Genomic DNA, 6792 nt, shown 5'->3' on the forward strand with positions numbered 1-6792 from the left:
GCGATACTGTCACCATCGGAGGCATCACCGGCACGGTCTCCCGTATCCGCATTCGTGCAACCACCCTGGTTGACTGGGATCGCAAGGAACAGATTATCCCCAACAAGACCTTCGTGACCCAGGACCTGACCAACTGGACACTGTCAGATTCGATCACCCGGGTCATCCTGCAGGTTGGCGTTGCCTATGGCTCTGACATGGATCAGGTACAGGAACTGCTGACAGAGGTGGCCCGGAGCAACGAAAGGGTCGTGGACGATCCGGCACCGGCGGTATTCTGCGTTGGCCTCGGGGACAGCCGCATTGATTTCGAGCTGCGGGTTTTCGTGAAAGATCCTCTGGAAATCATGCCCCTGTCCCACGAGATTCATGCCGCCGTCACCCACGCGCTGCGTCAAGCCGGAATCGAGATCCCCTTCCCCCAGCGCGACATTCACGTGAGGACAGTGGCGGATACGTGAATCCGGGGGCGGTTAAAGCTGCTCCGAGTAGCCACGCCTGCGCCCTGAGAGACTGTAAAGAACCGCCAGCAGCCCCCTCAACAACGCAATTGCGGGCCACAATAGCCAACTGAGAAGGTACAGAGCCGGCACCAGAATCAACAACCAACCGGCAATCTGGATCAATACCGCAGAAACCCCCATAACATCGGCCACTCCGGCAAAGAAGTCATTGATAAGACTGGGATGAGTAACCACCAGGTAGCCGGCCCCCACAATCACCGGCCATTTCGCGTACCGGGCGCTGCGCAGAATCAGCCGCCCGCTACTCGTAATACGGGCGGCCAGAGCCGCCGACCGGGTCGAGAGCCTGGCCCCCTGTGTGGCCTTTGCCGCTGTGCGGCCGGCGCGAAGTACCTTTACCGCACTGGCGAAAACCAGCACATCCACCGAAGCCCAGCCGATGTCGCTGGCGGAAATATCGTCACCGGTACGGTAATCCGACTCCAGTTGCCGCACACCGCTGGTAAAGAACTGAATGATGCCTTCGGTGACCCTCTCGGTCTGCACCCACTGGGCCTGGCCGCTGTCGTCCACCACAAACTGCCCGAGAAAATCGTGGCCTTCGTTGCGTATGTAATTCACGGCGTACCAGCCCCGCTCTTCCGGCGACAGAGGTTCAGCTTTTTGCTGTTCAGCAGGCTCTTCGCCTCTGAGCTCGGCAATGTATCCCCTGGCACGCTCATACTGGCGGGCGGCCTCGTTCATCCATTCAATAGAACTGACGGAATTCTGGATAAAGTAATGAATGGGAGGCAGAGCATTCTCACCGTATGTAGCGAACACTTCCCGGAATTCCGGCTCGGAGGCATACAGGGGAAGAACAGTGCGTGCCATTTCGGGGTGGGCGAGCAAAGCGGCCTGCGCTTTGAGCAAAAGCAGGGGGTCATCGCCGAGGTCGAGAATGGCGGCCTGAACCTCAACGGGTTCATCCTTGATCTTATCGAAGCCCGGCAAAGCGTCCTGCGCCTGGATCGAAATGAGCTTCTGCTCAATCGGCACCGGCCGGGATGCGTAACTGGCAAGGGCGGCAACCAGCAGTGCCGCCCCCAGAATCACCATGGCTTTTTTCAAACATCCACCTCTGGCTGGCGCTGGTGGAGCGGCTGGTTTACTGCTCCACAAACGCCCTTTCGATCACATAATGACCGAGGTTACCATGGCGCGCTTCCTTGAATCCCATATTATTGAGAATCGCGCAGGTGTCTTTCAACATGCTCGGGCTACCACAAACCATGAAGCGATCGTTCTCAAGATCAAACTCCGGCATATCCAGGTCTTTGGTGAGCTTGCCGTTTTCCATGGCATCGGTCAGGCGCCCTGTGTTCCGGAAATCTTCACGGGTAACTGTCGGGTAGTAAAACAGTTTGCCTTCCACCATTTCGCCGAAGAATTCATTGTTCGGCAGTTCCTCGATCTCATCCTGGTATGCCAGTTCGGACTTGTAGCGCACGCCGTGGGTGACAATCACCTTGTCAAAGGCCTCGTACACTTCGGGGTCCTTGATAATGCTGATGAACGGCGCCAGACCGGTGCCTGTGCTGATCAGCCAGAGGTTTTTACCCGGCAGGAGGTTGTCCATGATCAGGGTGCCGGTCGGCTTGCGGCTGACCATAATCTCGTCGCCAACCTCAATCTTCTGGAGCCGTGACGTCAGCGGGCCGTCCTGAACCTTGATAGAGAAAAACTCCAGCTCCTCTTCATAATTGGCGCTTGCAATGCTGTAGGCGCGCATCAGCGGCTTACCGTCGGTTTCCAGGCCAATCATAGTGAAGTGGCCGTTCTTGAAACGGAATCCTGGATCACGGGTGGTCGTAAAGCTGAAGAGGGTGTCGTTCCAGTGACGAACACTTGTTACACGCTCTTTGTTCAGATTGCTCATGGTATCGCCCGTTTGTTAGCCGTTTGCAAATGGATGAAAATCATTGTGTAAATTATAACCCACAGGTAACCTATCGACAAAATGGGATATTTTCATAACCTTATTCGGGTTTCTCGATTATGAAGTTCAGTTTCCGTCAGCTTGAGGTCTTCCTGGCCGCTGCCCACTTTCAGAACATCACCCGCGCCGCCGATTCCCTTGCCATGTCCCAGTCCGCTGCCAGCAGTGCTCTGAAGGAACTGGAAAGCCAGTTCAGCATCCAGCTGTTCGACCGGGTGGGCAAACGGCTTCAACTCAACGAACTGGGACGCCTGTACCGCCCCAAGGTAGAAGCCCTGCTGGCCCAGGCCGGCGAACTGGAGCAGGCATTCAGCAAACATACCGAGATAGGCGCCCTCAAGGTCGGAGCAACGCTCACTATCGGTAACTATCTGGCCGTGGGCGTTATGGCCCAATACATGAATACCCCTACTCATCCCAAAGTGTCCCTTGAAGTCGCCAATACGCGCACCATCGCAAAACGGGTCAGTGATTTCGAGCTGGACATCGGACTGATCGAGGGGGAATTACAATCCTCTGAACTGGAAGTCGTTCCCTGGCGGGGAGATGAGCTGGTGGTGTTCTGTTCTCCACACCACCCTCTTGCCCGCAAGGGGAGACTTTCAGACTCGGACCTGCGATCCGCGACCTGGATTATGCGGGAGCAGGGATCGGGAACGCGCCAGACGTTCGAGCGGGGCATGCATGGCCTGTTGCCGGATCTGGATATACTGCTGGAACTGGAGCATACGGAAGCCATCAAACGCGCCGTGGAAGCCAACCTGGGCATTGGCTGCCTCTCCAGGGTGTGTCTTGCCGACGCCTTCCGGCGGGGAAGCCTGATCCCGCTGGCGGTCCCCGGAGAACGAAAGTTCGACCGCAACTTCTACTTCATCCTCCACAAGCAGAAGTACCGGAGCGCTGGTATTGATCGCTGGATCGAGTTGTGCGAACAGCTTCGGGACCCGCCACTGGCCGGTCCATAATCATCATACCGGCCCGCTGTGAAACCGGAATTCAGTATCCGGTGACTCGATCAGCTGCTTTTCCAACGCCAGAAAGGTGCTAATGCGACCATCAACCGGGCCGCCAGCGGCCTGCTCTGCCAGCGTCAGATAATCCCGGTAATGACGCGCCTCTGACTTCAGCAATCCGTTGTAAAAATCCGCGAGCGTGTCATCAAGATACGGTGCCAGCGCGGCAAATCGCTCACAGGACCTTGCTTCGATAATAGCCCCGACGACCAGCACATCCACCAGCCGACCCGGATCCTCCGCCCTCACTTCTTTGCGCAACCCGGCAGCATATCGCGCAGGTGTCAGGTGACCGTATTCCACGCCACGCTTCTTCATGATGGCCAGTACCTGCTCAAAATGACGCAGCTCCTCCCTGGCAAGCCGGGACATCCTGTTCAGCAGATCAGGATTATCCACATAGCGATACATCAGGCTCAACGCCGTTGAAGCGGCCTTCTTTTCGCAGTGGGCATGATCGATCAACATCAGGCCCTGGTTGGCCAGGGCATTGTCAATCCAGCGTTGCGGGGTTCTGCAGGGCAGGAAATCGTGGATGGCATTGAGTGCTTCAGTCATGGCTCACAGCGGGTCAGATTCTTGGGCACCGAAGTATACCGCAAATAACAGGGGTCTCCGACCTCTGTCCAACTTAACTTTATAAGGGGTTTCCTATAGAATGCAGCGCCAACTTAACGCCTTTTCGCCATAAAACTCCCGCCAGGCAAAGTCGCCCACGGCGCGAGACATTCCAACTGATGAGGGTCCATATCGTGTTAGAAGCCTACCGTGAACACGTTGCAGAACGCGAAGCTCTGGGTATTCCCCCCAAGCCTCTGAATGCCGAGCAGACCGCTGCCCTGGTCGAGCTCCTGAAAAATCCTCCCGCCGGTGAAGAAGAAACACTGGTTTACCTCCTTGAAAACCGCATTCCGCCTGGCGTTGACGAAGCTGCCTATGTGAAAGCCGCTTTCCTGTCCGCCATTGTCAAAGGTGAGGCGTCGTCTCCACTGATCGACAAGAAAAAGGCCGTTCAGCTACTGGGCATGATGCAGGGTGGCTACAACATCGCCACTCTGGTTGACCTACTTGACGACAGTGACCTGGCCGAACTGGCCGGCGTCGAGCTGAAGCACACGCTGTTGATGTTTGACGCGTTCAACGACGTTAAAGAAAAAATGGACGCAGGTAACGCTGTCGCCAAATCTGTGGTTGAATCATGGGCCAACGCCGAGTGGTTCACTAACAAGAAGAAGGTTCCCGAGAGCACCAAAATGGTGGTGTTCAAGGTTACCGGAGAGACCAACACCGACGACCTGTCCCCTGCCCCGGATGCCTGGTCCCGCCCGGATATCCCGCTGCACGCCCGCGCTGCCTATAAGATGGAGCGCGACGGCCTGAAGCCGGAAGAGCCCGGCGTAACCGGCCCCATGAGCCAGATCGACGAAATCAAATCCAAGGGCCTGCCTGTTGCCTTTGTGGGTGACGTCGTGGGTACCGGTTCTTCCCGTAAGTCTGCCACCAACTCGGTTCTGTGGTTCTTCGGTGAAGACATCCCTGGCGTGCCTAACAAGCGCGCCGGCGGTGTCTGTATCGGTAACAAGGTTGCTCCTATCTTCTTCAACACCATGGAAGATGCCGGCGCCCTGGTATTTGAAGCTCCGGTAGACAACATGAACATGGGCGACGTGATTGAAATCCGCCCGTACGAAGGCAAGATTCTGAATGAAGCTGGAGAAACCATCTCCGGGTTCGGTTTCAAGTCCGACGTGATTCTGGACGAAGTACAGGCCGGCGGCCGTATTCCCCTGATCATCGGCCGCGGCCTCACCAACAAGGCCCGCACCGCACTCGGCCTGGGCGCCACTGACGTCTTCCGCCTGCCAAACGATCCGGAAGCCGGCACCAAGGGCTTCACCCTCGGCCAGAAGATGGTCGGCAAGGCCTGTGGCCTGGACGAAGGCAAAGGCGTTCGCCCCGGCACTTACTGCGAGCCGCATATGACCACCGTCGGTTCCCAGGACACTACCGGCCCGATGACCCGTGACGAACTGAAAGACCTGGCTTGCCTGGGTTTCCAGGCTGACCTGGTTATGCAGTCCTTCTGCCACACCGCCGCCTATCCGAAGCCGGTGGACGTGGAAATGCAGCACACCATGCCGGACTTCATCCGCACCCGTGGCGGTGTTTCCCTGCGTCCGGGCGACGGCATCATCCACTCGTGGCTGAACCGCATGCTGCTGCCGGACACGGTTGGCACCGGTGGTGACTCCCACACCCGTTTCCCCATGGGCATCTCCTTCCCGGCCGGTTCAGGCCTGGTAGCGTTTGCCGCTGCCACTGGTGTTATGCCGCTGGATATGCCGGAATCGGTTCTGGTTCGCTTCAAGGGCGAAATGCAGCCGGGCATCACCCTGCGTGACCTGGTACACGCCATTCCGCTGTATGGCATCAAACAGGGCATGCTGACCGTTGAGAAGAAGGGCAAGATCAACGAATTCTCCGGTCGCATCCTGGAAATCGAGGGTCTTGAGCACCTGACCGTCGAGCAGGCGTTCGAGCTGTCTGACGCCTCCGCCGAGCGCTCCGCAGCCGGTTGTACCATCAACCTGTCTGAAGAGTCTGTAGCCGAGTACCTGCGCTCCAACATCACCATGCTGCGCTGGATGATCGCTGAAGGTTACGGCGACCCGCGCACCCTGGAGCGTCGCGCCCAGCAGATGGAAGAGTGGATCGCCGATCCGAAGCTGATGCGTGCCGACCAGGACGCCGAGTACTCGCACGTTGTGGAAATCGACCTGGCCGAAATCAAAGAGCCGATCGTGTGCTGCCCGAACGATCCGGACGATGCCCGCACCCTGTCCGAAGTGGCTGGCGACAAGGTGGACGAAGTGTTCATCGGTTCCTGCATGACCAACATCGGTCACTTCCGTGCCGCAGGAAAGCTGCTGGCACAGAACAAGGAGCCCCTGAAGACCCGTCTGTGGATGTCTCCTCCCACCAAGATGGACCAGGCCCAACTGATGGAGGAAGGCTACTTCAACATCTACGGCACCGCCGGTGTACGCACCGAAATGCCGGGCTGCTCCCTGTGCATGGGTAACCAGGCCCGCGTGGCGGCGAAGAGCACGGTTCTGTCCACCTCCACCCGTAACTTCCCCAACCGCCTGGGCGATGGTGCCAACGTGTACCTGACCTCCGCGGAGTTGGCGGCTGTAGGCGCGGTTCTGGGCAAACTCCCCTCCGCTGCGGAGTACATGGAGTACGCCAAGGACCTGAACAGCATGTCGAAAGAGATCTACAAGTATCTCAACTTCGACCAGATGGAGAACTACACCAGCAAGGCAGCTGAAGCGAA

The 6792-nt window shown here is 57.7% G+C and carries 6 protein-coding genes; 3 read left to right on the forward strand and 3 right to left on the reverse strand.

Annotation, left to right across the window (positions count from 1 at the left end):
* The coding region (locus ACESMB_RS14020) for a mechanosensitive ion channel family protein (protein WP_372926098.1) at positions 1–461 on the forward strand (461 nt) is incomplete at its 5' end.
* A 12-nt stretch (positions 462–473) separates the two neighbouring features.
* Here the strand turns inward: ACESMB_RS14020 and ACESMB_RS14025 are convergent.
* Positions 474–1574, reverse strand: coding sequence for a hypothetical protein (locus ACESMB_RS14025; RefSeq protein ID WP_372926097.1), 1101 nt, complete (start codon positions 1572–1574; stop codon positions 474–476).
* A 37-nt stretch (positions 1575–1611) separates the two neighbouring features.
* Positions 1612–2382 (reverse strand): ferredoxin--NADP reductase, encoded by a 771-nt coding sequence (locus ACESMB_RS14030; RefSeq protein WP_372971875.1) that lies wholly within the window; start codon positions 2380–2382, stop codon positions 1612–1614.
* 119 nt (positions 2383–2501) lie between these two features.
* Here ACESMB_RS14030 and ACESMB_RS14035 point away from each other — a divergent pair, with 119 nt between their 5' ends.
* Entirely contained in the window at positions 2502–3407 is a 906-nt protein-coding gene (locus ACESMB_RS14035) for a LysR family transcriptional regulator (RefSeq protein WP_372971876.1), read from the forward strand.
* 3 nt (positions 3408–3410) lie between these two features.
* Here ACESMB_RS14035 and ACESMB_RS14040 read toward each other — a convergent pair whose 3' ends face one another.
* Positions 3411–4013, reverse strand: a complete 603-nt coding sequence (locus ACESMB_RS14040; RefSeq protein ID WP_372971877.1) for a tRNA-(ms[2]io[6]A)-hydroxylase — start codon at positions 4011–4013, stop codon at positions 3411–3413.
* Between the two features lie 194 nt (positions 4014–4207).
* Between ACESMB_RS14040 and acnB the strand changes: the two genes are divergently transcribed.
* A partial coding sequence (acnB, locus tag ACESMB_RS14045; protein WP_372971878.1) for a bifunctional aconitate hydratase 2/2-methylisocitrate dehydratase occupies positions 4208–6792 on the forward strand: 2585 nt, incomplete at its 3' end.

Origin of the sequence: Marinobacter sp. (genome assembly GCF_041686475.1) — a bacterium.
In the GTDB taxonomy this organism is placed as follows: domain Bacteria; phylum Pseudomonadota; class Gammaproteobacteria; order Pseudomonadales; family Oleiphilaceae; genus Marinobacter.